The following is a 17,992-nucleotide window of genomic DNA, read 5'->3' as shown; positions in this document are numbered from 1 at the left end:
CGCGGCCTCACCAGACCGCAACTATCACGGCCGGCCGGAACACCCGCCCGACACCGCGCCTACGGACAGCACCCTGCCGGCATCACGCCAATGCCACATTCACGGAATGGCCGGTGCCACCACCGCGCTCGCCCCCACACCGACGGACAGCACCCTGCCGGCTCACGCCCGCCCCCACGCCGACGGACAGCCCCGGGGCGGCGTCACGCGCGTCCTATCGCGACGGACAGCATCGTGCGGTCTATGGACGATCACTTCCTCAACCGGACACTCCCACCGCCCTTGGCGTCGCTGTGCTCCCGGACTGTGGGTCCGTGCGCACTTCCTTCCCCTGCTTAAGGGATGATGGCCGCCTCGAGGAGGGGGTCCACCCGGAAGGGGATCTGGGTGGACAGGGCGATCGTGGTGTCGCTGCGCTGGACGGCAGGCGAGGTGAGGATTCTCGCGATGATCTCCTGAAGATGCGGCGTGCTTCGCGCGACGACCCGGCAGAGCAGGTCGGCCTGGCCGCTCGTGCCGTACACCTCGAGGATCTCCGGTATGCCCGCCAGCGTCTGGACGGCCTCGGTCAGCTTGCCCTGGGCGATCTGGAGGGACGCGAACGCGAGGATCGGGTAGCCGATCTCCTCGGCCAAAATGGTCGGTCCGAAATCGCTGATGACTCCGCGCATCATCAGCTTCTCCAGGCGGGCCTGGACGGTTCCGCGGGCGACGCTGAGCATGCGCGCGAGCTCGGTCAGACCGATACGCGGATTGGCGCGCATAGTGATCAGTAGCCGGCTGTCGAGGGAATCGAGCATGCGCCTGAGGCTACGCCGGACTAGGCGAAACGACTAGCCGATTCTCCATCCAGACCACAATGCTGAGCGTTTCGTCCACTGGAACTGGTCACTCTTGCCAGCTGATGGGTGACTTGCTGTCAAATGGGAGTATGTTCGATGAAGCGCAGTACTTCGCCCCGGTCGCTACGCGGGATGACGGGTCGGTTGTCGTCGAGCTGGCCAAGACTCATCCCGGTTTCGCCGACGAGGTCTATCGGAAGCGGCGGAACGCGATCGCCGCGCTGGCCCTCGGCTACCAGCCGGGTGCGCCCATTCCTCATGCCGAGTACACCGACGAAGAGCACCGCGTGTGGGCTCTCGTCACGAAGGAACTGGCGGTCAAGCACGGCAAGTACGCGGTGCGCGAGTTCCTCGACGCGGCTCGACGGCTCGGCCTGCCGAAGGACCGCATCCCGCAACTCCAGGAGGTCAGCGACCTGCTCCAGCCGCTCACCGGGTTCCGTTATGTGCCGGCGGCCGGGCTGGTCCCGCTAAGAGAGTTCTACAGCGTGCTGGCGGACGGCCTGTTCCACGCCACGCAGTACATTCGGCACCACTCGGTGCCCTTCTACACTCCGGAGCCCGACGTCATCCACGAGGTGATCGGGCATGCGAACACGCTCGCCTCGCCGCGGTTCGCGGAGCTGTACCGGCTCGCGGGCCGGGCGGCGCGAAGGGTCGAGACGGGTGAGGCGCTGGAGTTCGTCTCGAAGGTGTTCTGGTTCACGCTGGAGTTCGGTGTCATGCGGGAGAGCGGGGAGCTCAAGGCGTACGGCGCGGGCATTCTGAGCTCGTACGGCGAGATCGAGGAGTTCAGGGGGATGGACATCCGTCCCCTCGATCTCGCCGCCATGGGCACTACGTCGTACGACATCACGAAATATCAGGAAGTGCTCTTCGAGGCGGCCTCGCTTGACCACCTCGAAGACCTGATCGGCACGTTCTGGGACACCTGTGACGACGACATGATCGCCCGCCTCAGGTCATCCCGCTGAACGCCCGCTCGCATCTGAACGGCGTGTGCGCTCGCATCTGAACGGCGAGCGCCCGCGCGGCGTCACGCCTCCGTGCGCATGGCGTCGACGTCACCGGGCGCCCCGATCAGGGCTGGCCGACGATCAGGAGCGCGTCGCCGACGCCTCGTTCGACGCCGTCGGACGGGTGGTTCACGACCTTCTTGCCGATCACCATCGCGCTCGAACCGCCGCCGTCCAGGTTGACCGCGTCGCGGGCCCCGAGCCAGCGCATGATCTGCGCCGCCTCGAAGAAGGAGGCGCCCACGGTGGTTCCGGGGGCCCGGCCGTCGACGACCGCGATGATGAGCTTGCCCGACTTCGTGACGCCCGCCAGCGTGCGGGGGTGACGGCGCAGGATCATGTTGACGTTCGCCATGCCGTCCCTAAACGCGGTGATCGATATCTGACCGCCGCGCACCAGCCCGATCGCTCCGCCGATGATGTTCGTCTCCGGGGTGAGCGGGATGGCCTTGTGGGTGCGCAGGTCGGTGACCTGAGTGGTGACCTTGATGGTCGCGGTCTCGCCGGCGTGCTCCCAGAGCCAGTCCGAGGCCGCGCCGACTCCATGGAGGACCCGCGTGCCGCGCGCGACCGGGGCGCCGGGGTCGCGGACCCCTGTCACCTTGCCGGACGCGTCCAGCACAACCTCCACTCCGTCGTCCACGGGAGTGGCCCTGCCGAGCTCCTCGGTGTACATCACGAGCTCGTCCGGCTTCGGGACGCGGTTGAGGCCCGTGACCGCCACGGCGGCCCCGTCGTTCGCCCGCGCCACCACGAGCGACGAGAGCTCGGTGACGCGTGCCGTCCGGCCCTTGAGGACCAGGCCGGCGCGGCCGGACACGGCCTCGCTGAGCAGCTTGCCCCCGACGACGGAGATCCCGGTGGGGTCGCCGCGGAACTCCGTCAGCGTGTGGATGTCGAAGAACCCGCCGTTGACTCCGGCGATTGCCTTGACCGAGGCGGCCATCGCGGAGACCTTCTCACGCTTGGCGACGCCGGTGCCGATCGACGACCGGAGGGAGCCGTGGAAGGTCCGGGGATCGATCGTGATGATCCGCACACTCCACGGGCCCGTCGTCTGAAAGCCATCGTCGCCCAGGAAGTCGACTTTGGCGCCGATGCCCGCGTCCTTGAGCTGCTTGACGACCTCGCCCGCCTCGGCCTTCTTCTCCAGCGGCCAGTTTCCCAGCCGCACCATGAAGTAGTCGGCGGCCGGGAAGTCCGCCACGGCGGGCCGGGTGAACTTCACAATCGTCGGGCTGAACCCGGCCTCCTGTACGGCCTGCGCCTGGCTCTGAGCGGTCGCCTCGGAGAAGGCGTCATTGCCGCCGACCACGACGCTCACCGTGTAGCCGTCCTTGGACTGGCCGTGCCTCAGTGTGAAGTAGTCGACGCCGGGCGCGAGGCTCTTGGCGACGGTCTTCGAAATCCCCGGCTCGCCGAGCGGGAAGCTCGACGAGGGTAAACCGGTGACGGGGTCGGCGAGCGCCGGAGCTGTGAGGGTGGTCATCGTAAGAGCCAGGGTGGCGACTCCGACGATCAGGCGGCGGCTCATGCGGTTTCTCCCCATTCGTGATCCTCAAAGGGACCATCGTGGCGAGAATGGCCGTTGCAGTGGGGCGAAACGCGCCAAACAGCATGAGAAATCCGCCGCCTCGTTACCCAGGACGACCGACAAATTCAGCTAACAGGGACAAAAACCAGATAATCGAATAAATGGGTCATAAGGTGGCAAATGTCGCATCATGGACTCCCAGCGTCGATCTCGCGGGCCCGCCGTACGAACTCCTGGGCGGATCGGGCCTCCACGTGGATCAGGATCCCGTTGTGGCGCGACACCCCCCAGTAGTGCGTCGTCGCCTGGCCCCACCAGATCGTCCAGCGGGGGAAACGGGCGGACAGCGCACGGACCACGATGGCGGGGCTGATTTGAGGTTCGCTCGTCGTCTGCACCCTTTGAGACAAGCACGAACACCCCGTACGCGCGAGTACACGCAGAGTGGCGACGTGACATAGGTCTTACACCTGGAGAGGCAGAGCTACCTCCGCGTATTCGCATATTCGCGAGGATCCCGCCGTCGCCGCCCGGGGCCGCCCCCGAGCAGGCTTACGGGGTCTCGCGGCGGAACGTCTCCAGGGCCAGCAGCGCGACGTGGAGGGACAGGCACGACTCGACGTCGTCCAGGTCGGTGTCCAGGATGCGCTCGAGCCGCCGGAGCCGGTCATAGAAGGCCGGCCGGGACAGATGGGCCTTCTGCGCGGCCACGGCCTTGTTCCGCCCGGCGTCCAGATAGATGCGCAGGATCCGGGTGAGATCACCGTGCCGCTGGGCGTCGTGCGCCAGCAGCGCGCCGAGCTCCCGCTCCGCGAACGTCTGCAGCCGCGCGTCATCTCGCAGGAGGTGCAGCAGGCCGCGCAACCGCAGGTCCGGTAGGCGGTAGAACGCCCGGCCGTCGGGCTGGCGCACCGCCACCTCGGCGACCTGCTCGGCCTCCAGGAAGCTGCGCCGTACGTCCTTGATCGACTCGACGACGGACCCGGCCGCCAGCACGAACGCCGTGGGGAACGTCGCCCGCAGACGGTCGGCGAGCGCGCTCAGCGCGGTCTCGGCGAGCGAGCGGGGCGGGAGGGGCAGGAGCACCCCGACCCGGCTCTGGTCGAGCGCGCCGACGAGCGCGGGCAGCCGGGCGTCGCGGCACGCGGCCGCCGTCGCCTCGGCCAGCTCGCCGAGCTTGGCCTGCTCTCCCAAGGCGGTGCCGCTGGACGAGGTGAGCCGGATGACGGCGCTGATGAGCTTCCGGCCGGTCAGCGGAACGCCGACGGCGCGGGCGCGGGCGGCGGCCTCGTCGGGATCGGAGTAGGTGTGCGTGAGGATGCCGGCGATGATCGTGCCGTGTGCCTGCCGTTCGAGGGACTCCTGGTGGCGCTCCAGCAGCCGGCTCAGGGCGAGCGTGGTGGCCGCGCGCTCCGCGAGGACGATGTCGCGCGGGGTGGGGGAGGAGTCGGAGAGCAGGATCAGCCGCCCCCAGTCCTGCCCGCGGGCGCCGACCATGGTGACCAGCCAGCCGGCGGCGGCGTCGTAGGCCGTCCGCTCCACGGGCGAGACGGCGCGGGAGCGGGTCTCCCAGTTGGCCAGCAGGGTGCCGGTGTCGCCTCCGGCGGCGTCGCAGGCGAGCACCTGGTGGGCCAGGTTCTCCAGCAGTACGGGACGCCCGGAGAAGCGTGCCACCTGAGCCAGGACCTCGGCCGGAGAGGCGCCCTCGACCGACAGCTCGGTGAAGACCTCGTGAAGCTGCTCGGAGGCACGCAGCTCCTGAAGCTGGATGTCGATGATCCGCGCGTGGACCGACTCGGTGATCTGCACGAACGGGGTCTCGCGCGCCAGCGTGATCAGCGGCAGGCCGTGCTCCTCGGCGGCCTTGACGACGGCCCGGGGCAGCTCGCGGACGAACCGGCGGCCCAGCTCGACGATCAGGCCGGAGGCGCCGACGGCGGCCAGGTCGGAGATGTAGTCAGCGAGCTTGTCGGGTTCGGCGGGGAGGGCGACGCCCGTCGTCAGCACCAACTCGCCGCCGCGCAGGAGATGCGCGATGTCGCTGATCTCTCCGACGTGAACCCAGCGGACCTTGGTGTCGAGCCGGTCGCCGCCCGCGACGACGCGCGGGTTGCCGCGACGGACGGCGTCCAATGCGAGCACGTCGGCGACGGTGGGCAGCATGCACAGAGGCTACCTGATCATAATGTAAAGACGATGGTTCACTAGCTGACAGAGTGAGGGCTCCTATGTGCTGTGCGGGAGCCGGGTCTCCAGGCCGTCGAGGAGCGCCAGCAGGCCGAAGTCGAACGCGAGCCGGCGGGCCGTCGTGGGGTCGAAGTCCGTCCCGGTATAGGACTTGTAGCGTTCCCCCAGCGAGGGATAGTCGCTCGCCAGCCTCTCTATCGTGGGGCCGATGGCGGCCTGCATGCCGGCGATGTCCGTGCCCGCCGATTTGATGGCGTTGAGCCACGAGACCTCGGGAATGGTCGCGCCGAGTGTGTACGCGATGACCGCGTTCACGGCGTAGTCGACGCCGGTCCCGGCGAAACCGCCCCCGGCGAAGCTCCCCACGAGCCGGTCGGAGGCCGTCAGCGCGTTGGGGCCGAGGCCGGGCACGACGCCGATCAGGCCGACGCTCCACGGGTGTTCCAGGATGGCGCCGCGCAGGCCGTACGCGAAGGCGCTGGCGGCGTGGCGCCAGTCGGCTCCTTCGGGCACCGTCACCTTGCCGTAGACCTCGTCCATGACGAGCTCCAGCAGCTCGTCCTTGTTCGCCACGTGCCAGTAGAGGCTCGTCGCCCCCGCCCCGAGCTTCGCGCCGAGCTTGCGCATGCTCAGCGCGTCGAGCCCCTCGGCGTCGAGCAGCTCCATCGCCGCGCGGACGATCTGGTCGCGGCTCAGCCCCTGCTCGCGCGGACCCTTGCGTTCCCGGGTCCAGACCGAGGTGAACGGCTTCACTGACGCCCTTTCTGGCACTGCTTCAGGATATTCGCTCGCACACTGTACGAGAGTGTCGTACAGTGTCTGAGGTTACTCGCACACTGTGCGAGACCGCACTGTCCCAGACATGCCGTTCGAGACATGCCGTTCGAGGTGAATTGAATGTCCCATCCCCGCCGTTGGTGGATCCTCGGCGTCCTGTGCCTGAGCCTGCTGACTCTGGTCGTGGACAACACCGTGCTCAACCTGGCGATCCCGTCGCTCATGCGGGATCTCGGCGCCACGCCGTCGGACGTCCAGTGGATCATCGACGCGTACATCCTGGTCTTCGCGGGCCTGCTGCTCACCGCTGGAAGCCTGTCCGACCGGTACGGCAGGCGCCGCTTCCTCGTCATCGGCCTGGCGTTCTTCGGCGGGGCCTCCGTGGCGGCGATGCTCGCGACCGAGCCGTGGCAGCTCATCGGCGCCCGGGCGCTGATGGGCGTGGGCGGCTCGTTCGTCATGCCGTCGACCCTGTCCATCCTGATCACCGTCTTCGACGAGAGCGAGCGGCGCAAGGCGTTCGCCGCGTGGAGCTCCGTGGCCATGGTCGGGGTCATCGCCGGGCCGACGCTGGGCGGATTCCTGCTCCAGCACTACTACTGGGGCTCGGTCTTCCTGCTCAACGTGCCGATCGCCGTCCTGGCGATCATCGCGGCGCTCGTGCTGATGCCCGAGACGAAGGGCTCTCCGCGCGGCGTCGACCCGGTCGGCGTCGTGCTGTCGATCATCGGCATGAGCGCGCTCGTGTGGGCCGTCATCTCCGCGCCCACCGGTGAATGGAACCCGGTGGTCGTCGTGACGGCCGTCGTGGCCCTGCTCGGCTTCGTGCTGTGGGAGCGCCGGACCGAGCACCCGATGCTGCCGCTCGGCCTGTTCAAGGACCGGTCGTTCAGCGGCGCGTCCTTCTCGATCGTGCTGCTGTCCTTCGGCTCCGGCGCGCTGATGCTGGCGCTCACGCAGTATCTCCAGTTCGTCCTCGGCTACCAGCCGCTGAAGGCCGGGCTGGGGCTCCTGCCGTACGTCCTGGCCGCGATGGTCTTCAACGGCGTGGGCGCGGGGCTCGGCAAGAAGGTCAGCAACCGGACGCTCATCGTCGCCGGCCTCCTGGTTCTGGCGGTCGGCTTCGGCGTGCTCGCCACCCTCACCGAGGGGTACGGCACGCTCATCGCGAGCCTGCTCATCATGGGAGTGGGCGGCGGCCTGGCCGGTCCAGCGGCGTACGCCACGCTGATGGGAGCGGTGCCGCCCGACCACGCGGGCGTCGGCTCGGCGCTGAACGACACGGTCCAGCAGGTCGGCATGGCGCTCAGCGTGGCCGTCCTCGGGAGCGTCCTGGCGGGGGTGTACACGGCCGCCATGCCCGAGTCCGCGCCGGAGGCCGCGCGCCGGTCGGTCAGCGTCGCGGTGAACTCGGGCGATCCCACGCTGGCCAGAGCCGGCCGCGACGCCTTCGTCTCCGCGATGTCGGTGGGCTCGCTCGTCGGCCTGGGCTTCTCCCTCGCGGCCGCGGTGGTCGCCCTCCTGGTCCTCCGCCAGGCCGTCCCCGCCGAAACGCCGGCTCCCCAGCCGGTCGCGTGACCTGCCGGTACGGCTGCCGGCCGCCCGGCGGCAGCCGTACCACTATGTAAGGGAGAATCGAACTATCCCGACACGGTGCTGGTAGGAGACACGTCCTGCAGCCGGGATACTCGATATATGTCCGCTTCCTCCCATAATCCTGCTGAGACCGCCGGCCTTCTCGCGCGGCATCGCGCCGTCATGCCGAACTGGATGGCCCTCTACTACGACGAGCCCATCGAGATCGTCAGCGGTAAGGGCAACCGTGTCGTCGACGCGTCGGGGAAGAGCTACCTCGACTTCTTCGCCGGGATCCTGACCAACATGATCGGGTATGACGTGCCCGAGGTGCGGGAGGCCGTCGAGCGGCAACTGGCCACCGGGATCGTCCACACCTCCACGCTCTATCTGCTGCGCGGCCAGATCGAGCTGGCGGAGAAGATCGCCCGCCTCTCCGGCATCCCGGACGCCAAGGTCTTCTTCACCAACTCCGGCACCGAGGCCAACGAGACGGCGCTGCTGCTCGCGACCTACGCCCGCAAATCGGACCAGGTGCTCGCCATGCGGCAGAGCTACCACGGCCGGTCGTTCGGCGCCGTCGGCGTGACGTCGAACCGCTCATGGAAGAACAACTCCCTGTCGCCGCTGAACGTGCACTTCCTGCACGGCGCGGACCGGCACCTCACCCAGTTCCGCGGGCTGTCGGACGCCGACTACATCGCGGCCTGCGTCGACGACCTGCGCCACGTCCTGTCCACCGCGGTCTCCAAGGACGTCGCCGCGCTGATCGCCGAGCCGATCCAGGGCGTCGGCGGCTTCACCATGGCCCCCGAGGGCCTGTTCGCCGCCTACAAGGAGGTCCTCGACGAAGAGGGCATCCTGTTCATCTCGGACGAGGTCCAGACCGGCTGGGGCCGTACGGGCTCGGCGTTCTTCGGCATCCACAACCACGGCGTGACGCCGGACATGCTGACCTTCGCCAAGGGCCTCGGGAACGGCTTCGCCGTCGGCGGCATCGTGGCACGCGGCGACCTGATGGACCAGCTGCACGCCACCGGTCTGAGCACGTTCGGCGGCAACCCGATCTCGATGGCGGCCGCGAACGCGACCCTCGACTACGTGCTCGACCACGATCTGCAGGCCAACGCCGCGCGGACCGGCGAGATCATCATCGGCGGGCTGCGCGAGGCCGCGCCGCGGCTGCCCATCGTCGGCGACGTCCGGGGCAAGGGCCTCATGTTCGCCGTCGAGCTGGTGGACCCCGCCACCGGACAGCCGGCCCCCGCCCTCGCCGTGCGCTTCATGGAGGAGACCAAGAAGCTCGGCCTGCTCGCCGGCAAGGGGGGCCTCTACGGCAACACCCTCCGCATGGCCCCCCCGCTCACGCTCACCGAGGACGAGGCCCGCGAGGGCCTGGGCATCCTTGTCACCGCTCTGGAGACCGTAAACGATGAAGCACGTTAACCACTGGATCAACGGAGCCCGCACCGGCGGCGAGGACCGCACAGCCGAGATCTTCAATCCGGCCGCGGGCGAGGTAAGCGGCAGGGTGACCCTGGCCACCGTGGAGGAGGTCGACGCGGCGGTGGAGGCCGCGGCCCGCGCGTTCCCCGGGTGGCGCGACGCGTCGCTGATGAAGCGGTCGCGGATCCTGTTCCGTTTCCGGGAGCTGATGGAGGCCCACCGCGACGAGCTGGCCGCGCTGATCACGGCCGAGCACGGCAAGGTCCACTCCGACGCCCTGGGCGAGGTGGCCCGCGGCCTGGAGGTCGTCGAGTTCGCCTGCGGCATCCCGCACCTGCTCAAGGGCGGCTTCTCCGAGAACGTCTCGACCCGGGTCGACTCGTACTCGATCCGCCAGCCGCTCGGCGTCGTCGCGGGGATCACGCCGTTCAACTTCCCGGCCATGGTGCCGATGTGGATGTTCCCCGTCGCCATCGCCACGGGCAACACGTTCATCCTCAAGCCGTCGGAGAAGGACCCCTCCGCGTCGCTCCTGATGGCCGAGCTGTGGCAGGAGGCCGGCCTGCCGGACGGGGTGTTCAACGTCGTCCAGGGTGACAAGGTGGCGGTCGACCGGCTGCTTGAGCACCCCTCCGTGAAGGCCGTGTCGTTCGTCGGCTCCACGCCGATCGCCCGGTACGTCTACGAGACCGGCACCGCCCACGGCAAGCGGGTCCAGGCTCTCGGCGGCGCGAAGAACCACATGCTGGTGCTCCCCGACGCAGACCTCGACCTGGTCGCCGACTCGGCCGTCAACGCGGGCTTCGGGTCCGCCGGTGAGCGCTGCATGGCGATCTCCGTCGTCCTCGCCGTCGACCCGATCGGCGACGAGCTGGTCGAGAAGATCGTCTCCCGCGTGGAGCGGCTCACGATCGGCCCCGGCGACGACCCGGCGTCGCAGATGGGCCCGCTGGTCACCGAGGTCCACCGCGACAAGGTCGCGTCCTACCTCGACCTCGGGGTGGAGGAGGGCGCCAAGCTGGTCCTGGACGGCCGCGAGACCCCCGTCGCCGGTGCCGGCCCGGCTTCCGAGGCACAGGGCTTCTGGCTCGGCCCCACGGTCCTCGACCACGTGCCGGCCAACTCCCGCGTCCACCGCGAGGAGATCTTCGGCCCCCTCCTGTCCATCGTGCGCGTGAAGTCGTACGAGGAGGGGCTGGAGCTCATCAACACCGGCGAGTACGGCAACGGCACCGCGATCTTCACCAACGACGGCGGCGCGGCCCGGCGTTTCCAGAACGAGGTCGAGGTCGGCATGGTCGGCATCAACGTGCCGATCCCCGTGCCGATGGCGTTCTACAGCTTCGGCGGCTGGAAGGCGTCCCTCTTCGGTGACACGCACGTCCACGGCACCGAGGGCGTCCACTTCTACACCCGCGGCAAGGTCGTCACCTCGCGCTGGCTCGACCCGTCGCACGGCGGCGTGAACCTCGGGTTCCCGACCAACGCCTGACGCGGGGGGTTGTCGTCCCCGCACGATGACGGGCGCCACGGGCCAGTAGGCTCGTGGCGTCCGTCTTGTGAGGGGGTCGTCCGAGTGGCGCTTCGCCGTACACGCCTGGTGGCCGCGGTCGCGGCGGCCGGGTTCCTGGCCTCGGCGTGCGGCGGGACGGGCCAAACCAGTACGGCACAGATCAGTACGGCACGGGCCGGCACGGCGGGAGCCGCACCGGACGTTAAGGCCGCCGCGGCCCTCCCGGTCACTCCGGGTGCCCTGGGCAGCCCCGGCACCGGAGGCGGCCCGCTCGCCACGCCCGCGACCCCCACGCCCCCCACGCCCGTCTCCTCGGCGACGGCCACGGCGGGTCGCGGTGAGGGGATGGTCACTGTGATGGCGCTCAACGGCTACGTCGAGTGGGGCGGCACCGACCCTACGGTCAACTGGGTCAGGGGGTTCGAGGACCGGACCGGCTGCAAGGTCGGCCTCAAGTACTACGACCCCGGCCAGGCGGCCCCGCCGGACGACTTCGCCCCAGCCTCGTTCGACGTGATCTCCGCGACCCCCGAGCTCGCCGGCAAGCTGATCGGCGAGCGAAAGGTCGCGCCCCTCGACACAACGCTCATCGACGGCTACGACAAGATCCCCAAACGGCTCCGCGGGCTCGGGGCCTTCACCCAGGACGACCGCGTGTACGGCGTGCCGTACCTGTGGGGCCTCAACGAGGTGCTCTACGACACCACCAAGGTGGACCCGGAGGACCCCGGGGCCATCTTCAAGGACAAGGGCCCCGTCCTCTTCAGGGACAGCCCGCTGTCGATCGCGGACGCCGCGCTGGTCCTCAAGAGCCGGGGCATGGACATCAAGGACCCCTTCGAGCTCACGCCCGCGCAGCTCGACGCGGCGCTGGCCCTCTTCTCCGCCGGGAAACCCTCCGCCTCCGCGGCCGGGAGTCCATCCGCCGGCCCTTCAGCGAGCTCGTCCGCCGGTTCTTCCGCCGGGCTTTCCGGCAGGGCGGGTGAGCGGGCCTACTGGCGTGACCCCATCGAGGTGGTGCAGGGCTTCGCCACCGGTTCCGTACGGCTTGCCCAGGGCACGCCGTACCATCTGGACGTGCTCAAGCGCGGGCACAAGCCCGTGAAGGCAGTCGACGAACGCCCGGTGACCGGGTGGGTGGACTCCTGGATGGTGTCCTCCGCCGCCGCGCATCCGGCGTGCGCCGCCCAGTGGCTCAGCTGGACGGCCTCGGCGGACGTCCAGAGGAAGGCGTCCGCCTGGGTGGGGCTCGCCCCTGCCAATCCCGGCGCCTGCACCGGCCGCACACGCCGGATCTGCGCCGACTACCACGTGGGCGATCCCCATGAGTTCAAGGGCGTCTACTTCGCCGCCCGCCCGGCCGACTACCCCCAGTGGGTCGAGCGCTGGCGGCGGCTCGTCGGCTGACCGCCGCTTGTCTCATGTCCCTGCTTGCCTCGCGCCCCTTCCGCCCCGCCCTTGCCGCGTGATCATGCACGTGTTCCCGCGGGCACCGTCCCACCTGGCGCTTTTGTACGGCGTGATCATGCACGGTTCCGCGGGCACCGCCCTACCTGACGCTTTGTGTGGCGTGATCATGCATGACGAGGGTGCGCCCGACGGATGGACACCGCATGATCACAAACGGTGTCGGCACTGATCAGACCGCGTACGGCGGAATCCATGCATGATCACGATCCGGGGAGCCGCACGTCCCCGCGCTTCCCGGGAAACTATGCATGATCACGGCGACGGGTGACCGGTTCTCTAGCCGGCGGGGAGTTTGGCGACGGCGGTTCGCAGGGCCGGTCCGGCGGCGTCGGCGAACGAGCCGCCCGGATACTCGACCAGCCACACATGCAGCATTTCGGTCTCTCCGGCCACGTCCGTCTGATCGGTCTGGCACAAGCCCGCCAGGCACGGGTTCGGGTGCGAGTGCCAGGGCGTGAGCGGCCCGCCGATCGCCGGTCCTCGCCGGCCCGGCGGCATGATGAAGATCGCCCCCAGCAGGACGGAAGGGCCGCTCGGTTTGCGGTAGTAGACCAGCGCCTCGGGCCGCGTGGCGTCGAGGACCACGCCGTCGTCGATCAGCGCCGGCTTGACGAGTTGCCGGACGCCGTCCGCGTCGGTCCAGACCCTGTAGCCGTCCTTCTCGGCGGCGGCGTCCGTGGGCCAGCGCGCGATCGTCTCCCGCCTGGCCGCCTGGACCAGGGAGTCGGCCGCGGTGATCTGCGCGTCGGTCGGCGCTCCGGGCGTCGCGGGAGCGCCTCCGTGGTGATGCCCGCCGTGCGGGTCCACGGCGGCGGACTGACCGGTGGAGGCGCGGGCGAAGGACGCGGCCACCGAGCCGGCGAAGGACGGCTGAAAGGAGACCCCGACCGCGACGACGACGAGGGCGGAGACGACCACCACGACGGCCCCCTTGACCTTCGCCGCCCTGCCGGACCTCTCGCCGGACCCGCCGCTGGAGGTTTCGCTGGACCTCCCGCGTTCGGCGAGCACGAGGGATCCCACGATGACGACGGCCTCCAGGAGCGCGCACAGCAGATCGGGAGCGCCGACCGGCTCGGGAGTCCACGCGCCGGGGCCGATCGGGAACCCGGCCGTCCTGCTGACCAGCCAGATCACGGCCAGTGCCAGGTTGCCGAACGCGCCGGCCAGGAAGAGAAGCTGGCCGGGCCGTACAAGGACGGCCGCCGCCCAGGCGAGTTGTGCCCAACCGGCGGCGGCGAAGAAGACGCCGTGGACCCACGACGCCCCGAAGTGGCCCGGCACGACGCCGAAATGCACCGCGGCCGCCCCGGCCGAGCAGACGGCCAGGATCAGCGGCAGGGCGCCGGGCATGCGCGTGTCGTCCATCGGCCAATTATTGAGCGCGGCGATCACCAAAAGGGAGGCCCAAGCTCAATGCCGGTAAATGATGGTAAATGTCGGAAAATCAGGACATCTGCGCACTAGCGGCAGGGCTGGTCAGGACAGGGCGGCGCGGGATCGGCGGGGGAGGGGGACGTTGTCCGGCATGGGCATGACCGCTTCGGCGCAGTCGTCGCAGGCGTGGACGGGGGCGTTGTCGGGAAGCACGCCGACCTTGATCCGGGGGCGCGGCCACTTCTTGTGGCACACTACGCAGGCGTCGCCGTCGCGCTGGGTGATGGTGAGGCCGGCAGGGTCGAAGGTCAGCATGATCGGCTCGGCGCCGTTCGGGTTCCAGCCCATCCACGTCCCCCCTCGATCGCGTATCGGAACCGTTATAACGTGGTTACCCGGCGTGATCGGGTCGTGTCAGGCCAAGTGGTGGTTAAATCGCGGCATGGCGCACGCCGTACAACAACAAAAGGGACACCGCGCATCAAGCCGGGTGCCCCTTTTGGACTGGTATAAACGCTCTAGTCCCCGCTGAGGGCCTTCTCCAAGATGGACAAGCCTTCCTCAAGAAGGTTGTCGGGCATGACGAGCGGCGGGAGGAAGCGGAGCACGTTGCCGTAGGTGCCCGCGGTCAGCACCAGCAGCCCCTCGGCGTGGCACTTCGCCGCGATCTCTCCGGCCGGGAGCGGGTCCTTGGTGCCGGGGACCACGAGCTCGATCGCGATCATGGCGCCACGCCCGCGCACGTCGCCGATGATGTCGACGCGCTCCCGCAGCGCGCGCAGGCGCGAGAGCATGACCTCGCCGATGTGCGCGGCGCGCTCCACGAGCTTCTCCTGCTCGATCGTCTCCAGGACGCCGAGGGCCGCCTCGCAGGCGAGCGGGTTGCCGCCGTAGGTGCCGCCGAGCCCGCCGACGTGGACGGAGTCGAGCAGTTCCGCGCGACCGGTCACCGCGGCGAGCGGCAGGCCGCCCGCGATGCCCTTGGCGGTGCAGATGATGTCGGGGACGATGCCCTCGTCCTCGCAGGCGAACAGGTCGCCGGTCCGGGCGAAGCCGGTCTGGACCTCGTCGGCGATGAAGACGATGCCGTTCGCCCGGCAGAACTCAAGGATCTTGGGGAGGAACCCGCGCGCCGGCTCGATGAAGCCGCCCTCGCCCGCGATCGGCTCGATGACCACGGCCGCGACGTTCTCCGCCCCGACCTGCTTGTTGATCATGTCGATGGCCTGGGCCGCCGCCTCGTCGGCGCAGTTCTCCGGCCCGGTCGGCCAGCGGAAGGGGTAGGCCAGCGGCACCCGGTGGACCTCGGGGGCGAACGGGCCGAACCCCTGCTTGTACGGCATGTTCTTGGCGGTCAGCGTCATCGTGAGCAGCGTCCGGCCGTGGTAACCGTGGTCGAACACGACGACGGCCTGCCGTCCGGTGGCGTGCCTGGCCACCTTGACCGCGTTCTCGACGGCCTCGGCGCCGCTGTTGACGAGGAAGGTCCGCTTCTCGTGGTCGCCCGGAGTGAGCCCGTTGAGCTTCTCGCAAACCTCGACGTACGACTCGTACGGCGTGACCATGAAACAGGTGTGCGTGAAGTCGGCGACCTGCTTCTGGACGCGCTCGACCACACGCGGAGCGGCGTTTCCGACGCTCGTCACGGCGATGCCCGAGCCGAAGTCGATCAGCGAGTTGCCGTCCGCGTCGACGACGACACCGCCACCGGCGTGGGTCACGAAGACGGGAAGCGTGGTGCCGATGCCGGGCGGCACGGCCGACTGCTTGCGCGCGAACAGCTCCCGGGACCGGGGGCCGGGGATCTCGGTGACGAGGCGGCGCTCCTGCGGAAGCTGCGGGCCGCCGTGTGTGGTGGCAGTGGTCATGGTGTCGACGCTACGGCCGCCGCCTTCACCTGCCGATATGTCGTCATGGCAGAATAACGTGACGTGTTTGGCCAACTCGGACAAACTCGGACTTAGGGGGAGGGGCGTGGCGCCGACTCTGCGCCGGGTGGTGGCGATCGTACCGCTCCACCTGGACGTCCTGGCCGGTCGTGAGGCGCTGGACCGGCCGGTCCGCTGGGTCGCGGTCAGCGAGCTGGAGGATCCCACTCCGTTCCTGGAGGGTGGGGAGCTCGTCCTGACCACCGGCATGCGGCTCACGTCCGAGGAGGCCCCGCCGTACGTCTCCCGGCTCGTCGCGCGTGGCGTCGCGGGGCTTGGCCTCGGCGTGGGCCTCAGCCACGACGTGGTGCCGCCCGCGTTGGTCGAGGCCGCGGCCTCGGCCGGGCTGCCGCTCGTCGAGGTGCACAGGGACACCCCGTTCATCGCGATCGGCAAGGCCGTCAGCGAGCTGCTCGCCGCCGAGCAGTACGAGGAGATCAGCCGCGCGTTCGCCGCCCAGGGCCGCCTCACCCGGGCCGCCCTTCAGCCGGCGGGCACCGGAGCCGTCATCGAGCGCCTCGCCCGCGAGATCCACGGCTGGGCCCTTCTGTTCGACGACGCGGGAGCCGTACGGCAGGCCGCCGACGCCGCCGCGGCCCCGGAAGCGGCAGCGCGATCCTCGGACGCCGGAGTAGCCGCAGGAGCAGGGGGAGCGAGCGGGGGAGCGGGCCACTGGGCTGAGGTGAAGGCCAAGTCGCTGCAGCCCGAGTTGGCCCGGCTGCGCAGGACGCCCTCCCTGGCGAGCCTCGCCCTCTCCACGCCGGGCGAGCAGGTGATCGTGCAGCCGCTCGGCCGCCGGGGCTTCTTCGCGGTCGGGTCGGAGCGGGCGTTCTCCCCGATCGGGCACACCGTCGTCAACGCCGCCGGATCCCTGCTCACGCTCGCTCTCGAACAGGGTCGTGACCAGCGGACCGCCGCGACCCGCGTACGGGCGGCCGTGCTCCGCCTGCTGCTGGCCGGCGAGACCAAGGCCGCCGTGGACACCATGGCCGCGATGGGCGGGACGCTGCCGGACGGGCCGGTGACCGTGCTCGCGTGCGAGATGGCCGACGCGGACTCGCTCGCTGAGGCCCTGCCCTGCTTCACCGCCCCCTGGGAAGGGCGCGGGACGGAAATGGTCGTGGCGCTTGTCCCGGCGGAGCGGACGGACGAGATCACCGCCCGCGCCGCCGAGCACGGCCGCGTCGGCGTGAGCGCGCCCGGCGTGGACCTGACCACCGCGCCACACGTGCCGGCCGGCCCACGCCTGCCGAGCGCCGCGGAACCGCCGGCCGTCCCGGGCCGGGCCGCCGTGCCGGGTGCCGCCACCGCCCTGGATCTGGCCACTGCGCTCGACCAGGCGGAGCGGGCGCTGGCGTCGGCCAATCCGGTGGCGAGGTTCGCCGAGATGGCCGGAAGGGGTCTGCTCTCCCTGATCGACCCGGCCGCCGCCGCGTCGTTCGCGGCCGCGCTGCTCGCGCCGCTGAGGGAGTACGGCTCGCGCGCCGACCTGGTCGAGTCGCTTCGCGCGTACCTCGCCAGCAACGGCCACTGGGACGCGGCGGCGCAGCGGCTCGGCGTGCACCGGCACACGTTGCGCTATCGCATGAAGAGGGTGAGCGAGCTACTCGGCCGCGACCTCGACGACCCCGCCGTCCGGGCCGAGCTGTGGATCGCCCTGTGCCACTGAATCCCTGTACGGCCAATCCCTGTACGGCTAGTCGCCCTTTGCCAGGAAGCAGCAGATCGTGGCGGTGGTGACGGTGTCGTAGGTCGTGCTGTCCTGGAGGTGACCGGCACGTTCCAGGTTCAGCGCGCCCTGGGCCGCCGCCCACAGCGCGTCGGCGATCTTCCTCGGCTGGGTGGGCACGAGGTAGCCCGTGGAGATGCAGTCGGCGATCACCCGGTCGAGGATGTTGAGCGCGGCCCGGGCGAGGGTGCGGGCCCGCTCACTCGGCACGAAGCCGGGGATCGCCCGCTCGAACATGAGGCTGTAGTAGCCGGGCTCCGACAGCGCCGCCTCGCGGTAGGCGGGGCCGAGGGTGGTGAGGTACTCGAAGGGGTCGCTGCGATGCGGCACGGCCTCCAGACGGCGGCGGATCCGCTCGAAGCCCTCCAGGTAGAGCGCCTCGGCCAGGCCCTCCTTGCTGCCGAACATCGTGTAGATGACCTGGGTCGAGCAGCCGCCCTCCGCGGCGATCCGCCTGACGGTGAGGCTCTCCGGCCCGGCGGAGGTCAGCAGACGGCTGGCGACGTCAAGGAGGCGGGTGCGGAGCTCGTCGTAGTTGCTCCTGTGGCCGCGCGCGTAGGCACCCTGAAGACCGAGCGGCGCCGGCGTACCCATCAGC

15 protein-coding genes are annotated in these 17,992 nt (G+C 70.0%); 6 read left to right on the top strand and 9 right to left on the bottom strand.

From position 1 onward, the window contains the following. Positions 1-335 precede the first annotated feature (335 nt). Positions 336-800: an Lrp/AsnC family transcriptional regulator gene (locus ABH927_RS31040; protein WP_370027460.1), complete on the bottom strand. Its 465-nt coding sequence runs from the start codon at positions 798-800 to the stop codon at positions 336-338. A 131-nt stretch (positions 801-931) separates the two neighbouring features. On the opposite strand from ABH927_RS31040, the gene ABH927_RS31035 reads away from it, so the two are divergent. Continuing rightward, positions 932-1,816, top strand: a complete 885-nt coding sequence (locus tag ABH927_RS31035; RefSeq protein ID WP_370027458.1) for a phenylalanine 4-monooxygenase — start codon at positions 932-934, stop codon at positions 1,814-1,816. Positions 1,817-1,922: 106 nt separating this feature from the next. On the opposite strand, the gene ABH927_RS31030 is transcribed toward ABH927_RS31035, so the two are convergent. From ABH927_RS31030 to ABH927_RS31015, 4 genes are all read right to left on the bottom strand, one after another. Beyond that, positions 1,923-3,392 (bottom strand): phosphodiester glycosidase family protein, encoded by a 1,470-nt coding sequence (locus ABH927_RS31030; protein ID WP_370027456.1) that lies wholly within the window; start codon positions 3,390-3,392, stop codon positions 1,923-1,925. 188 nt (positions 3,393-3,580) lie between these two features. Next, the gene (locus ABH927_RS31025; protein WP_370027454.1) at positions 3,581-3,790 is read right to left on the bottom strand and encodes a hypothetical protein; all 210 of its coding nucleotides are present in this window, start codon (positions 3,788-3,790) and stop codon (positions 3,581-3,583) included. 154 nt (positions 3,791-3,944) lie between these two features. After that, a complete protein-coding gene (locus tag ABH927_RS31020) occupies positions 3,945-5,555 on the bottom strand; it encodes a PucR family transcriptional regulator (protein WP_370027453.1) in 1,611 nt (536 codons plus the stop codon). A gap of 63 nt (positions 5,556-5,618) precedes the next feature. Next, the gene (locus tag ABH927_RS31015; protein WP_370027451.1) at positions 5,619-6,350 is read right to left on the bottom strand and encodes a TetR/AcrR family transcriptional regulator; all 732 of its coding nucleotides are present in this window, start codon (positions 6,348-6,350) and stop codon (positions 5,619-5,621) included. A gap of 126 nt (positions 6,351-6,476) precedes the next feature. Here ABH927_RS31015 and ABH927_RS31010 point away from each other — a divergent pair, with 126 nt between their 5' ends. The 4 genes from ABH927_RS31010 (at position 6,477) to ABH927_RS30995 (ending at position 12,297) form a co-directional block, all read left to right on the top strand. Then, positions 6,477-7,934, top strand: a complete 1,458-nt coding sequence (locus ABH927_RS31010; RefSeq protein ID WP_370027449.1) for an MFS transporter — start codon at positions 6,477-6,479, stop codon at positions 7,932-7,934. Between the two features lie 180 nt (positions 7,935-8,114). Next, on the top strand, positions 8,115-9,377 hold the full coding sequence (locus ABH927_RS31005; RefSeq protein ID WP_370027447.1) for an aspartate aminotransferase family protein: 1,263 nt from the start codon (positions 8,115-8,117) through the stop codon (positions 9,375-9,377). Then, positions 9,364-10,869 carry a CoA-acylating methylmalonate-semialdehyde dehydrogenase gene (locus tag ABH927_RS31000; protein ID WP_370027445.1) on the top strand — a complete coding sequence of 502 codons (1,506 nt, stop codon included), beginning with the start codon at positions 9,364-9,366 and terminating at the stop codon, positions 10,867-10,869. Before ABH927_RS31005 ends, ABH927_RS31000 begins: the two co-directional genes overlap by 14 nt. A gap of 84 nt (positions 10,870-10,953) precedes the next feature. Beyond that, complete coding sequence (locus ABH927_RS30995; protein ID WP_370027443.1) at positions 10,954-12,297, top strand: extracellular solute-binding protein; 1,344 nt, start codon at positions 10,954-10,956, stop codon at positions 12,295-12,297. A 339-nt stretch (positions 12,298-12,636) separates the two neighbouring features. Here ABH927_RS30995 and ABH927_RS30990 read toward each other — a convergent pair whose 3' ends face one another. From ABH927_RS30990 to gabT, 3 genes are all read right to left on the bottom strand, one after another. Further along, complete coding sequence (locus ABH927_RS30990; RefSeq protein ID WP_370027441.1) at positions 12,637-13,728, bottom strand: hypothetical protein; 1,092 nt, start codon at positions 13,726-13,728, stop codon at positions 12,637-12,639. Positions 13,729-13,839: 111 nt separating this feature from the next. After that, on the bottom strand, positions 13,840-14,085 hold the full coding sequence (locus tag ABH927_RS30985) for a hypothetical protein (protein WP_370027439.1): 246 nt from the start codon (positions 14,083-14,085) through the stop codon (positions 13,840-13,842). Between the two features lie 170 nt (positions 14,086-14,255). Then, complete coding sequence (gene gabT / locus ABH927_RS30980; protein WP_370027437.1) at positions 14,256-15,605, bottom strand: 4-aminobutyrate--2-oxoglutarate transaminase; 1,350 nt, start codon at positions 15,603-15,605, stop codon at positions 14,256-14,258. A gap of 106 nt (positions 15,606-15,711) precedes the next feature. Between gabT and ABH927_RS30975 the strand changes: the two genes are divergently transcribed. After that, on the top strand, positions 15,712-17,334 hold the full coding sequence (locus ABH927_RS30975; RefSeq protein WP_370027435.1) for a PucR family transcriptional regulator: 1,623 nt from the start codon (positions 15,712-15,714) through the stop codon (positions 17,332-17,334). Between the two features lie 27 nt (positions 17,335-17,361). Here the strand turns inward: ABH927_RS30975 and ABH927_RS30970 are convergent, their stop codons facing one another. Next, positions 17,362-17,988, bottom strand: coding sequence for a TetR/AcrR family transcriptional regulator (locus ABH927_RS30970; RefSeq protein ID WP_370027434.1), 627 nt, complete (start codon positions 17,986-17,988; stop codon positions 17,362-17,364). Positions 17,989-17,992 lie beyond the last annotated feature (4 nt).

The organism is Planotetraspora sp. GP83, from assembly GCF_041262585.1.
Lineage (GTDB): Bacteria > Actinomycetota > Actinomycetes > Streptosporangiales > Streptosporangiaceae > JAOEGB01.
Note: the sequence above shows the minus strand (reverse complement) of the source record. Positions and strands in the feature narration are given on the sequence as shown.